Source organism: Providencia sp. PROV255, assembly GCF_028478065.1.
GTDB lineage: Bacteria > Pseudomonadota > Gammaproteobacteria > Enterobacterales > Enterobacteriaceae > Providencia > Providencia rettgeri.
In genome coordinates, this window is record NZ_JAMPMI010000009.1 from 366,384 (window position 1) to 391,015 (window position 24,632).

At 41.2% G+C, this 24,632-nt stretch carries 21 protein-coding genes; 5 read left to right on the forward strand and 16 right to left on the reverse strand.

Annotation, left to right across the window (positions count from 1 at the left end; translation table 11 throughout):
- Nucleotides 1–114 precede the first annotated feature (114 nt).
- From PR725_RS10980 to PR725_RS10995, 4 genes are all read right to left on the reverse strand, one after another.
- On the reverse strand, nucleotides 115–465 hold the full coding sequence (locus PR725_RS10980) for a DUF1937 family protein (protein WP_004913600.1): 351 nt from the start codon (nucleotides 463–465) through the stop codon (nucleotides 115–117).
- Between the two features lie 117 nt (nucleotides 466–582).
- The gene (locus PR725_RS10985) at nucleotides 583–1,359 is read right to left on the reverse strand and encodes a DeoR/GlpR family DNA-binding transcription regulator (protein ID WP_004913603.1); all 777 of its coding nucleotides are present in this window, start codon (nucleotides 1,357–1,359) and stop codon (nucleotides 583–585) included.
- Nucleotides 1,360–1,394: 35 nt separating this feature from the next.
- Nucleotides 1,395–2,624 (reverse strand): NAD(P)/FAD-dependent oxidoreductase, encoded by a 1,230-nt coding sequence (locus PR725_RS10990; protein ID WP_109912067.1) that lies wholly within the window; start codon nucleotides 2,622–2,624, stop codon nucleotides 1,395–1,397.
- The gene (locus PR725_RS10995) at nucleotides 2,621–4,021 is read right to left on the reverse strand and encodes an NAD(P)/FAD-dependent oxidoreductase (protein WP_164528510.1); all 1,401 of its coding nucleotides are present in this window, start codon (nucleotides 4,019–4,021) and stop codon (nucleotides 2,621–2,623) included. The genes PR725_RS10990 and PR725_RS10995 overlap by 4 nt, the downstream gene beginning before the upstream one ends.
- Nucleotides 4,022–4,262: 241 nt before the next feature.
- On the opposite strand from PR725_RS10995, the gene PR725_RS11000 reads away from it, so the two are divergent.
- Entirely contained in the window at nucleotides 4,263–5,702 is a 1,440-nt protein-coding gene (locus PR725_RS11000; protein ID WP_110732206.1) for an FGGY family carbohydrate kinase, read from the forward strand.
- Between the two features lie 22 nt (nucleotides 5,703–5,724).
- Nucleotides 5,725–6,975: an ethanolamine utilization protein EutH gene (eutH, locus tag PR725_RS11005; RefSeq protein ID WP_110732207.1), complete on the forward strand. Its 1,251-nt coding sequence runs from the start codon at nucleotides 5,725–5,727 to the stop codon at nucleotides 6,973–6,975.
- A gap of 339 nt (nucleotides 6,976–7,314) precedes the next feature.
- Here the strand turns inward: eutH and PR725_RS11010 are convergent, their stop codons facing one another.
- From PR725_RS11010 to apt, 9 genes are all read right to left on the reverse strand, one after another.
- Nucleotides 7,315–8,628, reverse strand: a complete 1,314-nt coding sequence (locus PR725_RS11010; protein ID WP_004913614.1) for an inosine/guanosine kinase — start codon at nucleotides 8,626–8,628, stop codon at nucleotides 7,315–7,317.
- A 106-nt stretch (nucleotides 8,629–8,734) separates the two neighbouring features.
- Nucleotides 8,735–9,853 carry an LPS O-antigen length regulator Wzz(fepE) gene (wzz(fepE), locus tag PR725_RS11015; RefSeq protein WP_004913617.1) on the reverse strand — a complete coding sequence of 373 codons (1,119 nt, stop codon included), beginning with the start codon at nucleotides 9,851–9,853 and terminating at the stop codon, nucleotides 8,735–8,737.
- Between the two features lie 123 nt (nucleotides 9,854–9,976).
- On the reverse strand, nucleotides 9,977–10,942 hold the full coding sequence (hemH, locus tag PR725_RS11020) for a ferrochelatase (RefSeq protein WP_123382363.1): 966 nt from the start codon (nucleotides 10,940–10,942) through the stop codon (nucleotides 9,977–9,979).
- Between the two features lie 181 nt (nucleotides 10,943–11,123).
- Nucleotides 11,124–11,768, reverse strand: a complete 645-nt coding sequence (gene adk, locus PR725_RS11025) for an adenylate kinase (RefSeq protein WP_004913624.1) — start codon at nucleotides 11,766–11,768, stop codon at nucleotides 11,124–11,126.
- Nucleotides 11,769–11,960: 192 nt separating this feature from the next.
- Complete coding sequence (gene htpG / locus PR725_RS11030) at nucleotides 11,961–13,829, reverse strand: molecular chaperone HtpG (RefSeq protein WP_004913627.1); 1,869 nt, start codon at nucleotides 13,827–13,829, stop codon at nucleotides 11,961–11,963.
- Between the two features lie 493 nt (nucleotides 13,830–14,322).
- Nucleotides 14,323–14,922 (reverse strand): recombination mediator RecR, encoded by a 600-nt coding sequence (recR, locus tag PR725_RS11035; RefSeq protein ID WP_004913633.1) that lies wholly within the window; start codon nucleotides 14,920–14,922, stop codon nucleotides 14,323–14,325.
- Nucleotides 14,922–15,251, reverse strand: a complete 330-nt coding sequence (locus PR725_RS11040) for a YbaB/EbfC family nucleoid-associated protein (RefSeq protein WP_004260403.1) — start codon at nucleotides 15,249–15,251, stop codon at nucleotides 14,922–14,924. The genes recR and PR725_RS11040 overlap by 1 nt, the downstream gene beginning before the upstream one ends.
- Nucleotides 15,252–15,299: 48 nt before the next feature.
- A complete protein-coding gene (dnaX, locus tag PR725_RS11045) occupies nucleotides 15,300–17,243 on the reverse strand; it encodes a DNA polymerase III subunit gamma/tau (RefSeq protein WP_109912059.1) in 1,944 nt (647 codons plus the stop codon).
- Between the two features lie 112 nt (nucleotides 17,244–17,355).
- Nucleotides 17,356–17,907, reverse strand: a complete 552-nt coding sequence (apt, locus tag PR725_RS11050) for an adenine phosphoribosyltransferase (protein ID WP_004913642.1) — start codon at nucleotides 17,905–17,907, stop codon at nucleotides 17,356–17,358.
- A 142-nt stretch (nucleotides 17,908–18,049) separates the two neighbouring features.
- Between apt and priC the strand changes: the two genes are divergently transcribed.
- Complete coding sequence (gene priC / locus PR725_RS11055; RefSeq protein ID WP_109912058.1) at nucleotides 18,050–18,598, forward strand: primosomal replication protein PriC; 549 nt, start codon at nucleotides 18,050–18,052, stop codon at nucleotides 18,596–18,598.
- 18 nt (nucleotides 18,599–18,616) lie between these two features.
- On the forward strand, nucleotides 18,617–18,793 hold the full coding sequence (gene rsmS / locus PR725_RS11060) for a pleiotropic regulatory protein RsmS (RefSeq protein ID WP_004913648.1): 177 nt from the start codon (nucleotides 18,617–18,619) through the stop codon (nucleotides 18,791–18,793).
- Nucleotides 18,794–18,798: 5 nt separating this feature from the next.
- Here rsmS and mscK read toward each other — a convergent pair whose 3' ends face one another.
- The 3 genes from mscK to acrR form a co-directional block, all read right to left on the reverse strand.
- Nucleotides 18,799–22,176: a mechanosensitive channel MscK gene (gene mscK, locus PR725_RS11065; RefSeq protein WP_272569010.1), complete on the reverse strand. Its 3,378-nt coding sequence runs from the start codon at nucleotides 22,174–22,176 to the stop codon at nucleotides 18,799–18,801.
- A 106-nt stretch (nucleotides 22,177–22,282) separates the two neighbouring features.
- Complete coding sequence (locus PR725_RS11070; protein WP_004913652.1) at nucleotides 22,283–22,636, reverse strand: DsrE/DsrF/TusD sulfur relay family protein; 354 nt, start codon at nucleotides 22,634–22,636, stop codon at nucleotides 22,283–22,285.
- Between the two features lie 12 nt (nucleotides 22,637–22,648).
- Nucleotides 22,649–23,299: a multidrug efflux transporter transcriptional repressor AcrR gene (gene acrR, locus PR725_RS11075; protein WP_272569013.1), complete on the reverse strand. Its 651-nt coding sequence runs from the start codon at nucleotides 23,297–23,299 to the stop codon at nucleotides 22,649–22,651.
- Nucleotides 23,300–23,433: 134 nt separating this feature from the next.
- Here acrR and PR725_RS11080 point away from each other — a divergent pair, with 134 nt between their 5' ends.
- On the forward strand, nucleotides 23,434–24,621 hold the full coding sequence (locus PR725_RS11080) for an efflux RND transporter periplasmic adaptor subunit (RefSeq protein WP_004913654.1): 1,188 nt from the start codon (nucleotides 23,434–23,436) through the stop codon (nucleotides 24,619–24,621).
- Nucleotides 24,622–24,632: the final 11 nt, after the last annotated feature.

The window sequence follows — 24,632 nt, forward strand, 5'->3', positions numbered from 1 at the left end:
CATTAATAAAAAAAGGAAGCCATTGCTTCCTTTTTTATTACATTGAAATTTATACGCTTATTATTTCTATCCACTCTAGATAGTTTATCTTCGGTTTTTACTTTCCCTCATCGTTCACTCTAAATAGTGAGCGATAAACTCATCCCCAGTCCAAACTGGCAGCCCTTGGTCTTTAAAAAACTGAATTTCAGCTGCAACACCACCGCTTTTTTCCCAGCCAGGTAATGTCAGCACAATTAAACCATCACACCGCTTTAGAAATTCCATATCAATAGAAGACCATGCGACTTTTTGTCCTTGTGAGGCTAAGTATTGGTTAATTGGATGAGTCATTGTGATTTGGCTATAGGTAGCGATACCTTTAAGCGCCAGTTCTGCTGCAAATTTAGTGCATTCAGCAAAGCGCATTTCTACAACATTGCTATCGGGGTCTGAATAAGGGCAAGCAATAAAATAAAGGCTCATAATCTTTCCTAGGTGTTGTTAATTTTCGATGAACATTTTTTAGTTAAAGCAACCCCATGAAAAATAATTAATTATTTTTCACAGGGAGAATTAAAGTTTAATTTATAGAATTAAAACTTATTCAACGTCCGCAACAATAATTTTCGTTTTAGGATGTTTTTTACTTTCAGGTAATTTAAATTCTTTGCTGGTTGTCACTAAATAATCAATATTGTCCCAACTTGTCACAAAATTAATCGCATGTTTATTCGCTTTCGTGCCATCCGCTAACACCATTAATTTATCGCTGTTTTCCATCATCTTTTGTGCGATTGCCGCTTCGTCGACGTGCTGATCCATCACGCCATGCAATGCGTGTATCGCCCCTGCCCCAATGACTGCATAATCAGCAAAAAACTCAGCAATATTTTTTAGTGCAATAGCCCCTAAGCACGCATTTTGCGCTGCGTTAAATTGCCCTCCAATCAAAATCGTTTCGATAGTTGAGTTTTCTTGTAACGTATTTGCCAATAACGGCGAATTTGTAATAACGGTTAAGTTATCAATCAATTTGATTCTTTGGCTAAATTCAAAGGTGGTTGTGCCAAAATCAATAAACAATGTGTCTCCAGGTTTAATCAGCTCAGCCGCTTTCGCCGCAATCGCTTTTTTCTCATCAACCGCGGCTTGTGCTCTTTCCGTAAAATTACGCTCAAATTTTGATTGAATATTGACAGCCCCACCATGGACTTTTTTCAGTAACTTCTGTGTTTCAAGCTTACTAAGGTCACGACGGATGGTTTCTTGCGCGACATTAAAATGTTTAGCAAGCTCCTGTACGTAAACCTGCCCTTGAGTAGAAAGCAGCTCAATGATGGTTTGATGACGTACTTTTGAGGAACGTCCCTCACACATAGTTTAATCCTTCTTAACCATTTAACTTTCCAGCACTATACAACAGTGATACTAATTTCAGTAGCTTCCTGCTGTATTTTTGTTAAATCAATATTTTTCAGTAAAATACGTCGTGTTGGTAAACAGCGATGGCGTTTTTCATATAACAGGGTATCCCCTGCCATAACACGAATAGTTCCGTTCACTGGCTGTTCAACTTTGATATTAAAATCAATTTGTCGCACTGATAAATTATCCATATCAATACACGCTGGAACACTAAAACAAATTTTCTCATTAACTTGTACAGGAATACGCTGGGTAACTTTGACATGTTGTTGGTGATGATTTGCTAATAAATCGTCTGCAATATATCCGCCAGTTATAAGACCTTCTTGGTAACATTGGTCACCCATATCGGCTGGATGCAACATATTGCCAGCGGCATAGTAGCGAGTATCAGAGCAACGCCCATATTGGTCTGTTACCGGTTTTCCTGTCGCCGCATCAAAGCTCAAATGGCTTTTACGGATTAGCGTATTTTCACCCACAAATTGCCCCGTAAAAATGACCGAATCACACATGATTTTGTGGCTTTTACCTTTCGTTTCAACAACCACATATTCCACACGATCTAAGCCACCAATTTCAGTAATTTTACTATTTAAATAAACGGGGGTTCCCATCGCTTTAGCAAATAAAGTCGCGGGTTTAAAAGCTAAAATCCGCTCACCACTTTCAATCATCGCTTGGGCTTTAACGCCTGCGTTTTTTAGTGTCCATAGCGCAGAAAAACTCACTAATTCACTGCCTACAATCACGGGATTACGGCAAGGCTTCTTGCCATTTAAATAAACAAATTGCTGTAATGCCCCTGCGGTTAAAATTCCTTGTGGCCGCAAGCCTGAAACTAAGCGCGGATGGCGAGGTGTTTCTCTTACCCCTGTCGCTATCAAAACCCGTTTAGCTTGCATTTCAACAAGACCTTCTGGTGTTGAAACGGTTAATTTCCCATTAGGTTGTAACGCAGTCACCGTGCTACGGGTAAAAATCGGGGTATCTCCCAATTGATTAACAATTTTTTCAGCAAATTGGTTGCCTTTCATCGGCCGTTTAAAAGCTAAAATGCCAAAAGTTGGGTGCTGGCAGTGACGTGGAACGCCACCAGCATGGGCTTCACGCTCAATGATGGCGATATTTTGTATACCACGACGACGTAGTGCCTGTGCCGCAGCGACACCTGTAGGGCCCGAGCCAATGATAATAACATCATAATTTACACTCATTTTACGGCCTCCACTGCCAATGTGTGGTCGAAGCGACCATTAATAATTTCAGCCACCTGACTACTACAATAAAACCCATTACAACGCCCCATCATCACTCGCGTTCTGCGGCGTAAAGCCCCTAAACACTCAGGAGGAATATCCGAATCAAATGCGGCTTCAATCTCCCGCTGGGTCACTAATTCACAATGGCAAACAATACCGCCATTACTTTTACATTGGTAATCCCGTTGATGATATTCAGAAATCATTGGCATAGTTGGCCAAATCAGTACTTCTGGTGGTGATAGCTCAAAAAGCGGTGTGAAATTCTCTTGGTACAATTTACCAAGATAGCTTGCCACCCCTAAGGCCGAAGTTAAACCTGTGGAACGAATTCCCCCTGCACATATCCACTGTTTTTCTGGATAGTCATTAATGCGGTAATATTTTTCTTCTGTAGCAGGGCGTAACCCCGCATAGGTTGCGGTCACACTGTAATTGTGCAATGAAGGTAACATGCGAGAACCTTGGGCAATTAAGTCCTCAAGCACTTCTTGTTTTACCTCTGCTTTCCAGCGGTCATCTTGTTCTTCCGCTGTAGGGCCAAGCAAGAGGTTGCCGAAGATGGTTTTCGATAGCAATACACCTTTTGTGATAGCAGTCGGCACTGGTAGGATAATCGCATTGATATCCGCTGCTGCCGCTTTGTCATAAACAAGAAATTGCCCTTTACGTGGCTTTATTTGGAACGGTGATGGGTGGCAAATTGATTCGACAATATCCCCATTAATTCCTGCACAGTTAATGACTAAACGGGCAGAAAACTCACCTTTTGATGTGGTTAAATGCCATAGTCCATCATGGAGTGTTCCACCATTAACCTCACAATGAAAGCGGTACTCAGCCCCATGCTTCACTGCTTGGGTTAAATACGAAAGTGGCGTACTCCATGGGTCAATAACCGCTTCACCTGGCACAGAAACAGCTGCAAGTGCCCCGGGTGCTAAATGGGGTTCTCTGCGATATAGCTCTTCTTTATCAATAATTGCCACATCTAATACGTTGTTAGTATGTGCTTGTTCTACTATCGCCGGTAATTTACTGAGTTGCTCATCATTCCATGCAACCACTAATGCCCCCGTTTCAAGAAGAGGTAAATTCATTTTTTCTCTGATTGCAATGAATTCACGATACCCTTCTTGCATGCACTCAAGTTCTAGACTCCCTGGTGTGGCGTCAAAACCTGTGTGTAATAGCGCACTATTTGCCTTACTTGCTCCCGAAAGGATGTCACCTCCACGTTCAAGTAACAACGTGTTGGCACCCATCAGTGTGAATTTACGTGTCACAGCACAGCCAATGACACCACCGCCGATGACAATGACATCCCAAATTTTTTTATTATTAATATCCATGGCTGAGATCCTTAACTTAAAACTTGCACACATAAAACCACATAATTCCCACAATCACAATAATTAAAACAACACAAAGCACAGCAACAACCAAAAACTTACTCACATTGTTACTTTATTGTGATTTTTGTCACATTAGTGAAACTTACTGTGAGTTTTTTGTGGATTTTATTTCCGATTAAACGATAGTAAGCAAAAAAACAGACCTATTTACAACATTTATAACACTGGGAATACTGTGATGCTCAATCAACGTTATGCGGCTATCGATCAGGGAACAACGGGAACCCGGGTCGTTGTCTTTGAAGAAGGCGGCCATTACCACTCCCCTATGAGTATTCCTCATAAACAAATCACGCTGAATAGTGGTTGGGTTGAACATGACCCAGAGGAAATACTGGCAAACATCATTAAATGCTTACATAGCTGCGAAGTCGTTGATGCTATTGGGCTTTGTCACCAAGGTGAAAGCATTGTCGCATGGGATGCGGATAGCAAGCGCCCTTTATACAACGCAATTGTTTGGCAAGACTTACGGACAGAAAAAACCATCTCAATGCTCAAGGAAGCAGGGTTAGAGCCGCTGGTACAGTCTAAATCAGGCTTACCTCTCGACCCTTATTTTTCCGCCAGCAAAATGGGCTGGATTATTAACAATGTTGTCGGTGCGAAAACATTAGCGGATAAAAATAAATTACGCATCGGTACGATGGATGCTTTTTTTCTCGACCGGTTATGTGGCGTATTCGTCACCGACTATAACTCGGCATCTCGAACTTCATTACTCAATATTCATACGCTAGAGTGGGATCAAGAACTATGTGACATTTTTGGTGTTCCCATCCATTGCTTGCCGCCTATTAAAGATAACATTGGTGACTTTGGCGCTATCAACCTCGATGGGCACCTCACCCCAGTCACCGCCATTATCGTTGACCAATTTGCTGGCACATTCGGCCATGGCTGCCGTGAGAAAGGTGATGCCAAAATCACCTTCGGTACCGGCGCGTTCTTGCAAGCACTAACTGGCACTGATATTCCACAAACTCATGACAGCGGTTTATTGCCCACACTCTGTTGGAAGTTTCCCAATCAACCTCCTGTATTTGGTTTAGATGGCGGCGTCTACAACGCAGCATCTGCCATCAATTGGGCTCGCAAAATCGGTTTATTTGACTCATTCGATGAACTCGGGGATTTCAGAGCTGAATCCGCTATTAAACGCGGCCTAGCCTTTGTCCCTGCATTATCCGGTTTAGGATGTCCATATTGGGATCGCAGTGCTGCAGGCCTTTGGGCGGGTCTTTCATTAGATACCGACAAAAAAGACATGATGCAATCGGTTTTGGAAGGCATAGCCGCACGTTCCGCTGAAGTTATTTTTGCAATGGAAAAAATTTCACCACTAGGCCAGTCAATCTCAGTCGATGGAGGGCTCTCTTCAAATCAATATTTTAAGCAATTTTTAGCCAATTTATTACAAAAAAACATTGAAGCACCAGCAAACCGTGAAGTAACTGCACTAGGCGCCGCCTTGTTAGCTCGCAAAGGTCTCGGGATCACTCATGAAATGGCGGTAAGACGCAATGCAACTGTGACACATCCTGATGGAACGAATATGCAAGGTGTGATGGAACAATATCGCGACATCATTGCCCGTTCTCGCCAATTAAGACACTAAAATAATAAAAGGAAACCCTACCATGGCTGAATTCGGAAATTACATTATTTATTTAATTATGTGTGGCGCCATTATTGGTGCTGTCGCATCCATTGTTAGACCCGCCAGCGAGCTTGGAAAAGAGTTTGTTAATGGGATCTTTTCTATTGGTCCCGTATTTCTCGCTCAAGCCGGGATCATGGCTGCTGTTCCGCTACTCTCGCAATTAATCTCTTACATTCTTGGCCCCGTCTTTTCCTCTGTCGGCTCAGACGTTTCTATTGCAGCCTTATCGATTATTGCCGTTGATATGGGCGGCTACCAACTTGCCGATGCACTAACGACTAATCGAGATATGTGGATCACCGCAATGTTGATCGGTTATACCTCTGGAGCCACTATTGTTTACCTGATCCCTGTAGGGTTAACAATGTTAAATCGTAAAGATCATAAATACCTTGCACTTGGTGCGATGGCAGGGTTGATCTCCATACCATTTGGTGTATTGGCTTCGCTGCTATTAATTACCTTCAATAATATTCCTGTAAGGGACATTATTTCTACGAACTCACCAGCGGCACATCAATTAACCTTAGATTTCTTTACCATGTTGCAATACCTGATGCCGTTGTTTGTATTCTGTTTTTTATTAGCCGCAGGGCTAAAATATCGCCCGATGTTAATGGTAACGGGCTTCCTGATTTTTGGTAAAATTATGGATGCATTCGTCAAATTAGTCTTAGCATTTTCCATTGTTGAACACTTTACTGGTGTATTCACCAAAGTTTTCGGCGCATGGGGCTTTGACCCACTGTTTGCTGACCAAAATGAACTATTCCGTGCCATCGAAATTGCGGGTTATATCGGTATCATGTTAGCGGGCACATTCCCCATTTGTTATCTGTTCCAACGCTACTGCAAGCCTTTAGTCCGTGCATTAAGTAACCGTTTAAAACTGAGTGATACAGGTTCTTTAGGTTTTATTATGGTTATGGCAAACATTATCGCTACTTATCATTTATTCAAAGAAATGCGAGCGAGGGATAAGGTATTATGTGTGGCATTTGGTGTTTGCGCACAAGCGACCATCGGTGATCATCTTGCCTTCACGGCCAACTTTCAACCTACTCTCGTTTTACCTATTTTACTGGGCAAACTAGTAGGCGGCTTCTTAGCGGTATTTATTGCGATTAAAATCTCAGTACCACAGGCGATGCGTTATGAAGCTGAAGATGCAAAAGCAGCTGAAATAGTTAAAGAAGAAAGTGAGCTCACTGTTGCTAAACAACATTAATTAGCATTAACCATACTTATTTATTTAAAAATAATTAGCTGTATGCCAAATATGAATACTCCTAAAGTAGCATACAGCTTTTATTTATTAGTCTGAAATTAACTCAAACTCTCATCCATTATTAATATTACACTCACCATATGGATATCTATATTAGTCATCATTAAGCATTACATTATTTATAGATATATAATTTGAAGGTAAAAAAATCACCTCAATTAATAAAATTTAGTGACAACAATTCATCAGAATAATTGTTCGAAAAAAAGCACCTCAATAACAATTATATTGAAGTGCCTTAAAATTGACATCATTAATTCAAATGAGAATTATTTCGCTTTAACGTTCCCAATAAGACTCTTCTAAACTATCTTCTTTTTCAGGTAAGCCACGACTCAAACGAGGTGAATGCTGAGTTAATACTTGATAACTCACACGGTTAGCATATTTGCATACTTGAGCTAAAGAGGAATATGTTAAGTATTGGCGTTCATGTTTACTGGAATTCGGTACATTTGAACGATGGTAAGAATTGGCAGTAATATCGTGAAGTAATGCCGATAACGCCCCATCTCCCGCCCCATTCGTGTTCATTATTTTTTCAGGCCCGCCCATATAAGGCTCAATATGAGAGAAAATACGTAATGGAACTTGGCAATCTTGTTGGCGCATTGCTCGGCTAAATTCATATAAGTTAAATTCTGCAATCGCACCCGGTAATAGTGGGTGCTGCGTCGTACGTTTATAAGCGTCTTCAGTGTAGCCGGCCATATATAGGCCTGATGGGCCCGCTGTACATAAAACTAAATCGACCCAGTCTAATGCCATATTAGAGGCGAGTAATGGGTCGCTCAGCCCTGTCAGTTCCTGCGCTTCGTCCTCATTCATTGCAACGACTGAAATATGTTCCGCTAAGAAATCACGCCAGAATTGAGGGTCTTGAGCGATGACAAATTTTGTTCCAAGCGTCAACACAACGGGAACATTGTGCTTTTTCGCATACGCAATAGCCTGCATAGTCGCATCAGGCATGGTTTCTCCGGGTTTACAACGGACTAAATAAGCCGTTAAAACCAACGCAGAAGCACCCGCAATGATATCCTCTGGAATACTATTTGGGTGCAAGCGATTCATATGGCCAGGGCTGATAGCAAAAGTTCGCTCGCCATTTTCAGTGATCAAGGTAAAACAGCGCCCAATAGGCCCATCCACACCTTGTAGAAAATTTAAATCCATGCGGCTTGAGGTATGGCACAGGTAGCGATATGCATAGCTACCAATTTGGATGTTATTACACATTGTGCCCAATAAAACAGACCTGTCATCCGCTAATACCGAATAATTGTGCAAGGTATTGCCAATCGTTCCACCTGCAAATTCATGAGTAATCAATGCATTATCTGTGAGCTCTTTATACAAAGCTTCGGCGGCATCATCTTCAATAACCAGTGAATGCCCCTTACTCAACTGGTAGCGCTGAATAAAGTCGTCATCCACTTTCGCTTCAATATCGACTAATGTTTGGTCGATACCAACGATATAGGACTTACAATTCTCATCATCTGCCAAGGTTTCTTTTAAAGGCTGTAATAAAGGATCTCTGAGACTAACAGGAAAATAGTGTTTTGATTTGCGCTGACCGGGGAATTTCATAATTAGAAGATTAACAATGGAACATCGCCCTATTCTAACACGATAAAATAAAGCCAGCACCTGCAAAGAAGGCACTGGCTTCATTGTTTGTCATTTGGCGGTAATTTTACTGATTTTGATATTTATAATCGCGATAAAGCTCCCGACTTAACACAAATGCACAGCTCAAAATTAAACCTAATATGGCGCTCAACGCAACAATTAACGCTGATTTAGGCGAATCTTTATGCAATGGTAAGTCTGGCGTTAAAATAAATTTAACTGGCGTAAAATCTAACTCTTTACTGGTTAACTCTTGTAAATCATCAATATAAATCTTACGGTTTTGTAGGTTTTCGCTCATCAATGCTAAATCACGATTTTGAGTTTCAATCAGTAATTTTTTCTCTAAAGCTTCAGTCCCTAACGCAATAGGGTAATCAGGGTCATCATTGATGGCAACAGATTCGCTGGCGATCGGTTTTTCAATTCCAGCGGCTTTTGCAATATCAACAGCTCGTTTAAGCCTTTCAACCTTAACATCGTATTCAGTTTGAATTTTGCTGACTTCGCGTTTTAGTGACTCACTGGCATAAATAAGTTTCTCTGAAATCATATTATCGATTTCAACTTTTAGCTGTTGCCTTACTTTCGATGCACTATAACGAATATAGCCTTCTAGTAAATCTTGGGCTTCAGTTGGCAACGGAGCAGTGAAGCTTAAAACAATATCATTTGAAGTACTGTTTTTTTCTTTTGACAGATCTTGAATTTTAATATCATTTGAAATGATTGAATTCACTAGCCTTTGCTGAGCGATAACATCATCTTTTGGGTCAATTTTCTCTGCAAGGTTATGATAATACTCAGTACTTCTCACATAACTTTCTTGATTAACTTTCGAACGATATTGGTCAATAAACGCAGTAAAAACACGTTGAGCACTTAGATCAACAGGAACATCTAATACATCCAATTGCGCTTTAAATGCATTAACTTCTTTGAGCTCTTCAGATGCGGGGGGAATAACAATAGCAGTACTGCTCCATTTTTGAGGTAATAGTTTAACAACACCAACACTCACCGCAATACAAACAATCGTAAATATAAGAATCAAAAATTTATGTTTTAACAAAATGGAAAACAAGGCCATTAAATCAATCTCATCGTTTTGTTGTATATGAAATTGATGAGCAGAAGACGGCTTCTGCTCTATATTACCTTGTGGGGGCTGCTTATTGCTCATATTAATTCCAAAAGACATAACATTTATTCAATCATTTATAATTTCAGATAAGTGATTATAGTCCATAATGAGCCTATTGATATATCGATAAGCAAACTTTTCTTCATTAATTTGCTGAATTAGTTATTTTAGTACATCTTGAATTATTGAATTAATCATATGAATGCTATTTGGATTATCATTTAAAGCCGGTATGTAATTATATTTATCACCGCCACTACTCATAAAAAATTCTTTATTTTGTTCGCTAATTTCTTCTAATGTTTCTAGGCAATCAACTGAAAACCCTGGACAAATGACCTGAACGGATTTTACGCCTTGGGAGGGTAATTCATGCATAGTTTTATCCATGTAAGGCATCAACCAAGGCTCACGTCCAAAACGTGACTGATAGGTGAGCATGACTTTATCGCTTGGGTAATTCAACGCCTCACGGAGTGCCTCTGCCGTTTTTTCGCACTCTTGCTGGTAAATATCACCTGTATCGCAATAACGCTGTGGAATGCCATGGAACGACAATATTAGCCTATCGGGTTCACCATGCAGGGCAAAGCTTGCTTCTATCGAGGCCACTAAAGCTTGAATATAAGCAGGATGTGTCGCATAGCTACGAATGAATTGCACGCTTGGAATGGTACGTCTACTTTCAAACGCTCGGGTTAATGCATCATAAACCGCTGCAGTTGTCGTGCAGGAATACTGTGGATACAGTGGAAGAACCACTACGTCGGTAACACCTTGGTCTAGCAAACTATCTACCGCACTTTTAATTGAAGGCGAACCATAGCTCATGCCTATCTCTACAGCAATATTAGGCAATAACTCTGCTAACTTTTGTTTTTGACGCAAAGAATAAACCAGTAATGGTGAGCCACCTTCTAACCAAATAGACTTATATAACTTCGCCACTTTAGAAGAGCGAAGAGGCAAAATCGCCCCATGTAAAATCGGCTTCCAAATCAAGCGCGGTACATCAATAACGCGTTTATCACTAAGAAATTCGGCTAAATAGCGTTTCACTGCTGAGGTTGTTGGGGCATCAGGGGTTCCTAAGTTTGCTAACAAAATGCCGTATTTTTTTTCTGACATGAAACAACTCCTAATTGATAATTATTCCCAACTTTAGCACAGTTAATTAACGATTTTTGTCACCAAGTGGTATAAAAAAGAAAGGCAGCGATCATCGCTGCCTCCATATAATACCTTATACTTAAAATAATTCGAATTGCAGTTACAATTACTGCAACACAAAGCATAGTTAGTACAAATATTAACCTAAAATTTTCGCCAGTTCTTCACTAACTTCAGACACTTTACGTGTACCATCTAATTTGAAGTACTTGGTGTTCCCTTGTTTAGCTTCATTTTGGTAATACGCAATTAAAGGTGCAGTTAATGCATGATATTCAACCAGACGCTTACGCACGGTGTCTTCTTGGTCATCTTTACGGATGGTTAGTTCTTCACCTGTTACATCGTCTTTGCCTTCAACCTTTGGTGGGTTAAAGTTGATGTGATAAACACGGCCTGATGGTGCATGTACACGACGGCCAATAATACGCTCAACAATGATTTCGTCTGGTACATCAAACTCCAGTACATTATCAACAGTGATGCCCGCTTCTTTCATCGCATCCGCTTGTGGGATTGTACGAGGGAACCCATCCAACAAGAAGCCATTGCGGCAGTCATCTTGTTTGATACGCTCTTTAACTAATGCGATAACTAATTCATCAGTAACTAATTTACCGTTATCCATCAGCTCTTTAGCTTGTAAGCCGAGTTCGCTCCCTGATTTAACAGCGGCACGTAACATGTCACCTGTTGAAATTTGAGGGATCCCAAACTTTTCCATAATAAATTGAGCTTGAGTGCCCTTACCAGCGCCTGGAGCGCCAAGCAGAATGATACGCATTGCGTAAACCCCTTGCTATTTAGATTTTTATAATTTGAAAAGAAAACAAGCTACCATACCATTAGCATGCTGCTTTACTCAAGAACACACGTAAACGATTTCGCATTTATCTTTTTTCGCAAAAGAAAAAAACCACGCTAAAGCACAAGCAAAAGCGTGGTTTATGCTCAATATCGAAAATATCAAATTAAATTACTTTAAAAGTAATTCATTGATTTTACGTATAAATAGGTTTGGATCTTCCAATGTGCCACGTTCGGCTAACAGTGCTTGATCCAACAAGACATCCACCCAATCAGCAAACACGGATTCATCTGACACTTCTGCAGCTTTTTTCACCAATGGATGCGTTGGGTTCAATTCGAAGTTATATTTTACTTCTGGTGCGGCTTGCCCAGCTGCTGCAAACAGTTTCGCCATTTGTGTACTCATTTCATCCACGTCTGTTGTGACAATGGCAGGCGTATCCGTTAAGCGATGCGTGAGTTTAACGTCTTTAACGCGCTCACCAAGGAATGACTTAACGCGTTCAACAAATGGCTCTAATTGCTTATCCGCTTCCTCTTGTTCTGCTTTGTTTTCATCCGCTAGCTTATCTAATGACTCGTCTGCTTTACTTACGGATTGGAATTGTTTACCGTCGAATTCAGACAGATAGTTCATCATCCATTCGTCAATACGGTCAGATAACAGCAAGACTTCAATACCTTTTTTACGGAATAACTCAAGGTGTGGGCTACCTTTTGCCGCTGCATAGCTGTCTGCAGTGATATAGTAAATTTTATCTTGGCCTTCAACCATGCGGCTAACATACTCTTCTAGAGAGACGTTCTGTACACTGCTATCGGTATGAGTCGTCGCAAAACGCAGAAGTTTAGCAATAGTTTCGCTATTTGCCATATCCTCTGCAGGACCTTCTTTCATCACTAAACCAAATTGTTGCCAGAAAGTTTGGTATTTTTCTGCGTCAGATTTGGCCAGTTTTTCCAACATTTGCAGAACACGTTTGGTTAATGCGCTGCGTAAACTACGAGTTAATGCGCTATCTTGCAGTATTTCCCGCGAAACGTTCAACGGTAAATCATTGGAATCCAGCACCCCACGAATAAAGCGCAGGTAATTCGGCATGAACTGTTCCGCGTCATCCATAATAAATACGCGTTGAACATAGAGTTTCAAACCATGCTGTTGGTCACGATTCCATAGATCAAACGGGGCTTTAGACGGCACATACAGCAAGCTAGTATATTCTTGCTTACCTTCTACGCGGTTATGTGTCCATGTCAGCGGGTCTGCATAGTCATGGGAGATATGTTTATAGAATTCTGCGTATTCTTCGTCTGAAATTTCAGATTTACTGCGAGTCCATAATGCTTTCGCTTGGTTAATTTTTTCCCAAGTTACCGTACCGTCTTCTTCATTTTTTTCTTCGATTTCAACGGGTAAAGCAATATGATCAGAATATTTGCTAATCACTGAGCGTAGGCGCCAGTTATCGAGATATTCTTTTTCATCATCACGTAAATGCAAGGTAATTTCAGTGCCGCGCTCCGCTTTTTCAATATCAGCGATGGTATATTCACCTTCACCAGCAGATTCCCAGAACACACCTTCATCGGCAGGAGCACCCGCCGCACGACTACGTACCGTCACTTTATCGGCCACTATAAATGCGGAATAGAAGCCGACACCAAATTGACCAATCATTTGGCTGTCTTTGACTTGGTCGCTACCTAATGACTCTAAAAATGCTTTCGTGCCTGATTTTGCGATAGTTCCAAGGTTTTCAATCACCTCTTCACGGCTCATACCGATACCGTTATCACTGATGGTCAATGTACCTTGGTCTTTATCGGCACTAATACGCACACGCAACTCACCATCGTTTTCATACAATTCTGGTTTAGATAATGCTCGAAAACGCAGTTTATCTGCTGCATCTGATGCGTTGGAGATCAATTCACGTAAGAAAATCTCTTTATTCGAATAAAGAGAGTGGATCATTAATTGGAGGAGTTGTTTAACTTCTGATTGGAAACCACGCGTTTCCTGTCCTTTCATACTCATTAATCGCCTCTATTTCATCAATCTAATTGGATAGGTTTGACTTATCGATGCAGATTAGTTGGGGGCGAAAAACAGAAATTCAAGCGAAAGGGATAAAAAATTTAGCAGACCAAACTCAAAAGCCAATGATTAGAAAGAAAATAATAACAACCGCAATCATTTTAAAGGTAGTTAATGAAAGGAATAATTTTACTCATCTCCAATCATATCCTCTAAATAATTTGTGCTGTAGCTAGGCGTCAAATACGTTAATTCCTAGGAGCATACTAGTATGAGAACCAAGTCACCGAGCCCAGCCCCCTACGGCTCAAATTAGTAACTGAATTCTGTAGGGGGATTTTAGAAAAACGAAATCAATATCATCCTCTAAATAATTTGTGCTGTAGCTAGGCGTCAAATACGTTAATCCCTAGGAGCATACACCAGTATGTGACTAGGGTTAACGCATGAAGACAACAACGCTACAGTGCAAAGTATGACGAGGATATCAAAGTTTAAGGCGGCCGGAGAGCGAATGAGACAACGTCGTACTATCGACTAACTCTAACTCCCCACCCACTGGCACACCGTGCGCAATTCGGCTCGCCGCCACCCCATATTGAGCACACATTTGCCCAATATAGTTTGCCGTCGCTTCTCCTTCAACCGTTGGATTGGTTGCTAAAATCACTTCAGTGATAGTCTCGGACGCCAAACGCTCTTCGAGTCTATCAAGGCCGATATCCATTGGGCCGATTCCATCAAGTGGGGACAAATGCCCCATAAGGACAAAATAACGCCCGGAAAATTGCCCGGTTTGTTCTATTGCATAGATATCTGCTGGACTTTCAACAATACAAATCAAACCATTTTGTTGACGACGTGGGTTATCGCAAATATTACAGATATCTTGTTCTGTAAATGTTCTGCAATCACGGCAATGACCTATTTCAGACATGGCTCGAGTGAGCGATTGCGCTAAACGCATTCCCCCACTTCGGTCACGCTGTAAAAGATGAAAAGCCATTCGCTGCGCTGACTTGGGGCCAACCCCCGGGAGACAGCGCAGAGCTTCCATCAACGATTCAAGAAGCGGACTTGTTTGCATTAGAATGGCATCTTAAAGCCTGGTGGTAATTGCATACCACTGGAAACACTCGCCATTTTTTCTTTTTGAGTTTCTTCGATACGACGTGCAGCATCATTAAATGCCGCTGCAATCAAATCTTCTAACATTTCTTTGTCGTCTTCGAGCAAGCTAGGGTCAATCTCAACACGGCGGCAGTTATGTGAGCCATTAATCGTCACTTTAACTAACCCTGCACCAGATTCGCCTGTAGCTTCTAGTTGAGCGATTTCTTCCTGAACTTTTTGCATTTTATCTTGCATTTGTTGGGCCTGTTTCATCAGGTTACCCAATCCACCTTTACCAAACATAGTTATCTCTCACAACTGAGGCTACAGCTTAATAATGAGACTGTAGCGTTAAACGGGGCGAATACTCTCTTCATCTAATTGCGCATCAAACATTGAGCGCAGTTTTTGAATCGTTTTATCCGCAATAATAGACTGGCGCGCTTGTGCCAGTTTTTCTTCATAAATCGCCTGTCGCCATTCTAACGGGGTTTTCACCTCGCTATTATCATCATGAACGATTTTCAGTTCAACAGTACGACCATATTGTTCACTCAGAGCTTCTTCCAACACTTTGTGGGCCGATGGTTTATCGAGGTGCTTCTGAGCTGAGCGCAAATGTAAAATAATTTGCGAATCACTTAATTCTTCTATATATGAATTCAAAGCTAATTGTTCAACCAGTTTGGGAATATTTAATTTTGCGATTTTCCCTGACCAGCTATCCCGAATTCGCCCTTCTTCAATAATTTTAACGGCTAATTCAGGCGTTTTTTCATATTCCAACGCCTCTTTGATTCCGCTTGGCGTTGTTACCGCTTCTTTTGGAGCCATCGACTCTTCATTTTGCGGTTTCCACTGGTACTGCTTTGGTTTTTGTGGTTTTGCTGCCTGAGCCGCTCTATTTTCCACATTTTGTTGATGTTTGCTGGTCACGGCGGCCAGCCTTTCCAGTGCTGATGCCGCCGGCTTAGCCCTTTCAGGCATCACCGGTTTAGCCTTTTTTGGGCTAGGATCCTCACTTTGGGGAGATTGTAACGCCTGCCTCGCCTTCAATAACTGTAATGTTGGGCTATTGTCTGGCAGATTTTCCGCTCGCACTTGTGTCGGAGGCACCCTTTGCGACATATTTAATGCCGCAGACGGTGCTGATTGAACAGCGGCTTGCGGGATAACCTGTGGCGGAGCTTCAATTTCAGCAATCACATTTTTAGGATGAAAAGCTAATGCACGTAATAGTGCCATTTCAACCCCCATACGCCGCTCAGGGGCATAGGGAAGTTCTTTTCTTCCGACTAATAACGTTTGGTAAAACAATTGGAGATCTGCAGGGGAAATTACCCTTGCAACCTGCCGTAACCGCCCCTCTGTCGAAGATGGGTCTGTTTCTTGCTCAGCTGGAAGCAGTTGGATCATTGCGATACGGTGTAATTGCGACAGAATTTCCACCAGCAAGTTTTCCCAATCTGCACCGCGACTAGCAGCTTGCTCTACCTGTTCCATTACCGCCATGCTATCGGCACGTACTAGTGCTTCAATAATAGCTAATGGCTGTTCGTCATCAAGAGTTCCTAGCATTTGGCTAACGATATCAGCCGTGACTTTCCCTTGCCCCATCGCAATGGCTTGGTCAGTTAAGCTTAATGCATCACGCAAACTGCCATCCGCTGCTCTTGCTATCAACTGACGAGCACGTTGATCATGTTCAATATTTTCTGCATTCAGGATGAGTTCAAGTTGCTCACTGATTTGCGTGACATCTAACGCTTTTAGATGGAACTGCAAGCAGCGGGACAAAATGGTCACAGGGAGTTTTTGCGGATCAGTCGTCGCCAACAAAAACTTCACATGTTCAGGTGGTTCTTCAAGCGTTTTTAATAACGCATTAAAACTATGACGAGACAACATGTGTACTTCGTCAATTAAATAAACTTTGAAGCGCCCACGTGCTGGCGCGTATTGGACATTGTCTAATAATTCACGAGTGTCTTCGACTTTAGTACGAGAGGCTGCGTCAATTTCAATTAAATCGACAAATCGCCCTTGCTCTATTTCAAGGCAGTTGGCACATTGCCCACAAGGCGATGCAGTTATCCCTGTTTCGCAATTAAGGCCTTTGGCAAACAGGCGAGCAATCGTCGTTTTTCCTACGCCACGTGTACCGGAGAAAAGATAGGCATGATGAAGCCGCTGATGCGTTAGCCCATTAGCGAGTGCAGTCAAAACGTGCTGTTGACCAACAACGTCTGAAAATTTTTTGGGGCGCCACTTACGGGCAAGTACCTGATAGCTCATGGATTCCACTGTCATTTAACATGGTACGTGAATATATATAATCATAGTACCATGCTACCACAGCCTCAACCTATACAGCGAGGCTGTGATAAAAATAGAGGGAAAATAAAGATTAGTGGCCTGGGAACTCAACAAGGCTATATGAAGAAACACCTTCTTTTTGTAGACGCTCAACACCGCCAAGATCAGGTAAGCTGATGATAAACGCAGCTTCAACAACATTAGCACCAAGCTGTTTGATCATTTTCACCGTTGCTTCCACTGTACCACCTGTCGCGAGTAGATCATCAACAACTAAGACGTTATCGTCAGGGTTGATGCTGTCTTTATGGATTTCAAGTGTATCCGTACCATATTCAAGGTCGTAAGTCATACTTAATACTTCACGTGGTAATTTCCCTTTTTTACGTACAGGGACAAAACCTACGCCTAAACGTAATGCGACTGGAGCACCGAATAGAAAACCACGTGCTTCAGTTCCTACAATTTTAGTGACGCCTTTATTTTGATAATGTTCGACTAACATATCAATTGTTGCTTGGTATGCAGCAGGGTTATTTAATAAAGTGGTAATGTCACGAAAAATCACACCTTCGATTGGATAATCTTGGATAGATGCGATACTTTCTTTAATCAATTGCAGTTGTTGCTCTTTAGCGGTCATAATAAAAGCCATGTAGTAAACACGAAAGTGTAGAATCTATGTAAAGTACCATAAAAATGCAATAAGAAGCCGTCAATTTGGCATCAGTTTTGTTGCTGAATATCAATATTCCGCTATTTTTGACACTTAATGAGAACAAAAAATGAAAATCCCCGCTCTTTTAGATGCGTTAAAAAAGCAGATTGATGAATTGAAAACTCGAGTGGACCCCATAAAAGACCTTGAGTTTTCACATTCACGCTTCGACATGCAATTGTTTAGCCGCAAATCCACCCGTCTAGGGGATTGCCAAAATGAATTACAGACCTTGTATCAGCAATTGTGCCACAGCGTAACGTTAAACCACAGCGAGCAGGTCAATTTCCTAACGGAGAAAATAGTCCACCAAATACAAGCCATTTCTCGGGAGATTTCTACACAAGCTTTACGTGAGAAAGAATCCAGTTTTACTAAGAAAAAGGAACAGATTGATTTATATGAACGTTTATCACAACACCAAGACTATGAACGACGCTTACAAGCGATGGTGAGTGAAAAAGAGCTTCATTTAAGTGAGCTAACTGACCACCGTCTTCAACACCAGTGCCAAAAAGAACTCGCTGTACTTGCAGGGCGTTTGTACCGTTGCCGCCAAGCACTTTTGCGTATTGAGAAAGCCATTGAACATCAAGAAAATCAATATTTTGATTAAATATTGGAAGGAATCAGTATGAGTTCACTCAAAGATGCTCCACAAGAAATCCAACTTGCTGTTGATTTAATCTACTTATTAGAAACCTCTGAGATAGACACCGATGTGGTTCTCAAAGCACTTGAAATTGTGAAAAATGATTATATGTCAAAACAAGTGCAAGCAGCACAAGCTACCTGCACCAAAGAAACTTAACGGGTCTAGTGCGTTTCACCATCACTATCTTTAGGTCTTCGCTTCACTTCTTGCACTTCATCACCTTTATTATTATGCAAATGAACCTCTAACTGGTTGAATGCAATATCAATGTCATTTTCTCGACATAATTTGTCTATCGCGCGGTTCACTTCATCACTTGTCACGCCACGGTCACCAATTTGCCGCACATAAAAACGTAATTCATGATCTAACGTACTGGCGCCAAAACTGGTGAAATAGACATTAGGAGCGGGTTCGGTCATCACCTTGTTATTGCTGGTTGCTGCCGATAATAAAACCCGCTTCACTTTATCCAGATCTGAACCATAAGCCACGCCGATCGCAATCGTGATGCGCGTGACGGTGTCTGATAGCGACCAGTTGATCAACCGCTCAGTCACAAAAGCTTTATTCGGAATGATCACTTCTTTACGATCAAAATCGACAATAGTGGTTGCCCGGATACGAATTTTACTTACCGTTCCTGAGTAGGTGCCAATCGTAACAGTGTCTCCAATACGGATCGGCCGTTCGAATAGTAAAATGATCCCTGAGACAAAGTTAGCAAAAATTTCCTGTAAGCCAAACCCTAACCCGACGGTTAAAGCAGCGGCTAACCATTGCAATTTGTTCCATGTCACGCCAATCATCCCTAACGAGGCAATCGCGCCAATCCCCACGATAATATAAGTTAATATTGTCGTAATAGCATAAGTAGAACCCTGACGGAGTTTTAACCGTGATAACACCAATACTTCCAGTAACCCAGGGAGATTTCGCGTCATCACCCAAGACACAATGATGATCACAAGAGCCAATATTAAATTCGCTAAGGTTACGAATTGTAAAATATTTCCCCCTTCTGCCGATGTGGCGGTGTAGCTCCACAAGTTCACGCTATCTAAGAAAGAGAAAATGGTGATGAAGTCAGACCAAATTGCATAAAACGCTAACGCAAAGATAATAAACAACACCATCGTTGTCAGGCGTAGCGATTGCTGGCTAATCAACTCGATGGTCATGGGTGGCTCTTTAATGGGTTCGTTTTCAACATCTTCTTGCTTCAACATCGCACGACGTTCTATAGCACGTTGATATGCCAACTTACGAGCCACCAGTGTTAGTCCCCTTAAGCAAGCATTGTAAGTGATATACCACAGGAGTAGAAGATAGAGGCTATCTAACCAACGATTGGCCAAACGCAATGTGGTGTAGTAATACCCCGCCATCATTAAGCCCACTAAAATTAATGGCGAAAATGTCAGTAATGTCATGACAATACTGCGCGTTAAGTGACTACCTTTCTCTTGCCAAACCTGTTTACAAAATGGGATTGTAAAAATACACAACAGTATAAGAGAAACTAGCACAATTAATTGGCCAATCACGTCCTCAGACACTTTCAGTGGGTTGCTAACGCCATAAGTGGAAAAGAAAATAAGTGGCACCAGAGGAATCGATAGCCTAATCATTCCACGTCGTGTTTGAGATATTTTCTCTTTTTCAATACCAAAATGTTTTTGTGCAATACCTTGGGGTTTCAACACACGAAACGTCAGCTCAAATAACGCCCAAAATATCGCTAACTGTTGGCTGAACTGCCAGAAAAATGGGCCTTGTACATTCCCTGTTTTCAAAAACCAGTAACCAAATGCGAGTAAAAACAGTGAAATAGGCAATGTTTGCATTAATGTCAGCAGAATCGCAAATGGCGTACTTAGTACGCTATCATTGCGCAAACTTGAAAGCCGTTGGTCAATATCTTGCAATCGGCTATTAATTTTACGATTAAACCAAATAAACAGTAGCGCGACCAAAACAAGTGGAATAACCACTAACAGTGAATTACTCACGCCCCGTTTAATGCTGCGGTTTGATAAACTAAAATCAAAGCTATTAATTTGTGTCGCTGCGGCTTCAGGAAAAGCTTTCACCCATTCCAAATCAATCGGTTTATTACTATTCACCCAAAATATTTGCTGTGCCAAGGTATTTTCAAGCGACCCCACTACACTCAATAATTGGTTTTGATCCAGTTGTAGGTTGATTGCTTGCGAAATTTGCCCGCCAAGCTGCTGGTTAAGTTCATCTAATAACCCACGACGAACTTCCAATAGTTTCAATAACGTGGATTTATCTTCCGTTGATAATAATGTGCTATTGGTAAGCTCATCCCCAGTTTTTATCTCAAATTGCTGTTCCAACTTCGTAATATAATCATTAGGTTGGTAAAGTTCATCACGTTGTTGGTTAACATCAAATTGTTCAAGCCGCAAATCGGCGATCGTTGTGGGTAAATTTTTCGTTAGAATATCAGGTGGTAAGTCAATTTGTTGTTGAAACAAAATTCGTGAAAGCAATAAGCTACCGCGTAATACATTAATTTGTTCTTTTAAATTTCGTTCTGACTGTGTCGCTCTTTCAAGCCAGGTTTTTACACGGATACCATTTTGAACCAATTTATTGCTATTTTCTGTCACTGTAATTAACCGGTCGCTCAGCGCATTATTAATCGCAATTTCTTTTTGAATAAGGGGATTTTGTTGAGCTTTGATATCGGTTTCAGAAGTACTTAATGCTTCACGCACCGTTGATTGGGAGTCATTTAGGCGGCGATGACTAATAGCATTTTGTACTTGCTGAATATGATGTTCCAATTGTTCAATATATGCTGCGGTATAATCACGCTGTTTTTGCAGTACATCTTGTAATTGAGTGTTAGCCTCTAGAATACGTTTTTGATATTCATTTTGCTGCTGTAATAAGTACTGTTCAACTTGCAGCATTGTGATTTGAGTCGGCCTTAAATTCACAGATTCATTTAATGAACTATTTAGCTCATTACGAATTTCCTGCAATCGTCTCGCATTTTCCAACATCATCGCTTGTGCCCTTTCAGGCTGCGTTTGTAAGCCAATTAATTGGCTACTATAGGTTGCGAGGTCATTTTGTTCTGTTTGCAGATTTTCTAAGTAAGAGGTTTGTAATGCTTCTAATTGTGAAAGAGAGCTATATTGTATTTTTCGTAGGAAATTTTCGGTGAGTTGTTCATTTTCATTTTTTATTTGCAACAAACCTTGTGCAGCTTGTTTTGATTCTTCACTCGCGCTACTGAGTTTTTTTTGCAGATCAGCCGTTCGTTGTTCGAGTTTATCCAGTTCGTCATAAAAATCTGAGGTTTTTTCCAGATCGGCGAGAACAAGTTTATCTTCCTCACTGAGTGAGTTTTTTTTATTCAATGCATTGAGTGCACTTTTAATTTCATTCTTATCAGGTAAGTTATTTGACGTTAGTGCCGTAATTGAGCTGGAAAAAGATGCGATGAAAAAGAACAGTATGATTGATACTAACTGCTGCCACTTCCATTGTTGTTTCATCATAATGGCATTCCTTTATACGAATAATACGTTGCTTAATTAAACAAAGTGCCGATAACAGCCTATCAGCACCTAATTTTACCTAACCAAACACATTTTACGTAGAATATTAGAAAGTTAATACTTTATCAGCCGTTAATGTCCAGCTTGCAAGCTCGACCAATGTACCAACTTCAACACCATCAGCAAGGGTTAATTCACTCACACCACGGGCATCTGTACAAGTTTTGCATAATTTAACGGGAACATTTTGTGCCGTTAAAATCTCTAACATTTGTTGAAGGTTGTAGCCTTCTTTAGGCTTTTGAGCCGCTAAACCTGCTGTCACTGCATCTGACATCAGAAAAATTTTTAAATCTAACTGTGGCTCTTGCTCTTTTAACGTTATCGCTAATCGCAATGAGTTGAACAATGTTTCACTGCCGTAAGGTGCTCCATTGGCAATAATCAAGATAGAGGTCATGTCGGACTCCACTTATTCAGTTTGAATGGATTTTAACCGGATCGCGGTATTACATTTTAGTGTTTCTAATAGTGTATCAACCAATGTAATTGTATGTTGATTAATATTAAAATTTTCTGATTGGAGTAGCCAGTTTTCTAACAAACCAGACATTAATGAACGGATCATAATCGCGGCACACTCCACATCAAGGTCTGCTGGAAGCTGCCCCGCATCAATACAGGCAGTCAAGTTATCCACAATTCGGCATTGGCTTGCGACGTAATTAGCGCGTTTAAAATCAACTAACTCTGCCATTTCGCCAACTAATTCGCACTTCAAAAAGAAAATTTCCATCAAAGCGCGGTTTTTAGGGCTTTCAATAAAATCAGTCAAAATATAAACTAATAATTCTCTTAGTATTGAAAGTGGATCGTTGGTATATTTAGAACGATAATATTCTTCGGCTTGTACTATTTGGTTATCACCAAATTCACAAGCTTGATAAAAGAGATCAACTTTGTTTTTGAAATGCCAATATATTGCACCTCGGGTAACCCCCGCTGCTTTTGCAATATCGGCTAATGATGTGGCAGAAACTCCTCGTTCAGAGAATGTTTTGATGGCAGCATCTAATATTTCCTGACGGGTTTCTTCAGCCTGTTGTTTAGTTTTTCGTGCCATTGTGACCCGTTTCTATCGAAAGCTGATTTACATACATTCGTGTATGTTTGTACTATAGCACAGTGATAAATCATATTGTTTACCATTTTTCTTATTTTTGTTTTGAACTCATATTGATTAATTGAGGTTAACTTATGCGAAAAAACAGAGGGGTGTTACCTCTGGCTCTGTTAGTTCTTTCAGGTGGCTTGGCTCTATCCGGTTGTAACGATGAACAACAAGGTGGCGGAGAACGCCCGGCGCCTGAAGTAGGAATTGTTACGCTTAAAGCCGAACCTCTGACGCTCAAAACCGAGTTACCAGGCCGAACATCCGCATTTCGTGTTGCCGAGGTTCGCCCTCAGGTTAGTGGCATCATATTGAAGCGCAACTATAAAGAAGGTAGCGACGTAGAAGCAGGGACATCTTTATACCAAATTGACCCGGCACCATTCCAAGCAACCTATGACAGCGCAAAAGCGGAGCTAGCAAAAGCACAAGCTAATGCGAATCTGGCTGCATTAACGGTGAAGCGTTATAAACCATTGTTAGGGACTAATTACATTAGTCGTCAGGAATACGACCAAGCAACGTCAACCTATGCGCAAGCACTCGCTGCCGTCAAAGCGGCTGAAGCGGCGGTTGAAACTGCACGTATCAACCTGAATTATACCAAAGTGACTGCACCGATTAGCGGCCGTACTGGCAAATCGAATGTGACTGAAGGGGCTTTAGTATCAACAGGGCAAACCACTGAATTAATGCGTGTTCAGCAACTTGATCCTATCTATGTTGACGTAACACAATCAAGTGACGATTTCTTACGCCTCAAAAATGAGATAGCGAAAGGCGCTGTACAGCGGGAATCAGGAAAAGCACCTGTCAGCTTGATCAACAACAACGGTCAAGAATACGCACAAAAAGGTGTTCTGGAATTCTCTGATGTCACTGTTGATGAAACAACAGGGTCTATCACGATGAGAGCCATGTTCCCTAACCCGAACAAAGAATTACTTCCAGGTATGTTTGTTCGTGCTGTATTAGAAGATGGTGTTATTGATAATGCGATTCTAGTTCCGCAACAAGGTTTATCTCGTACGGCTCAAGGAACTTCTCAAGTCATGGTTGTTGACGCTGAGAATAAAGTTGAAGTCAGAAAAGTTAAAGCAGGACAAGCAGTTGGCAACAAATGGCTGGTAACTGAAGGTCTAAAAGCAGGTGATCGTGTCATTGTCATCGGCTTACAAAAAATCAAACCAGGAATTGTTGTGAATCCTAAGGAAGCAAACTTAGAAACGCAATCCATAGACAATCAGGCAAAACCTGAAGAAAAGTCTAAATAAGGGAGCGGCTG